This window comes from uncultured Maribacter sp., from assembly GCF_947496775.1.
Taxonomy (GTDB): domain Bacteria; phylum Bacteroidota; class Bacteroidia; order Flavobacteriales; family Flavobacteriaceae; genus Maribacter_B.
In genome coordinates, this window is sequence record NZ_CANMDU010000064.1 from 1 (window position 1) to 340 (window position 340).

General features: G+C 34.1%; 1 protein-coding gene. It reads right to left on the bottom strand.

Features of this window, described 5'->3' with window-relative positions; all coding sequences use genetic code 11:
• Nucleotides 1-318: hypothetical protein (locus Q0856_RS18085; protein ID WP_298507241.1), on the bottom strand; the 318-nt coding region annotated here is incomplete at its 3' end.
• Nucleotides 319-340: the final 22 nt, after the last annotated feature.

The following is a 340-nucleotide window of genomic DNA, read 5'->3' on the forward strand; positions in this document are numbered from 1 at the left end:
AGCTAAGATTTGACCACCCTCAACTTTTTGACCAATTTTTTTGAAGTAATTCAATTTTCCGCCCACAAAGGATTCAAACTCGAATCTTTGAGTTTTATCCTCCACAGCCCCAATGACATCTCCAGGTCGAACCATCTGTCCTTTTTTAAAGAACCATTCTTTAATTATCCAGTCATTTCCATTATCCAATTCCTTAGGGAAGATAATATTTTCAGATTCTCCGTATTCAAGAAAACGACCATTTAATTCCGAATCAGTTTTCAAATTTGAAGTATCTAGACCAAGTTTGTCTAATTGTTTTAAAAACCAATTTCTCATTTAGGCAAAATTTGCTACAACG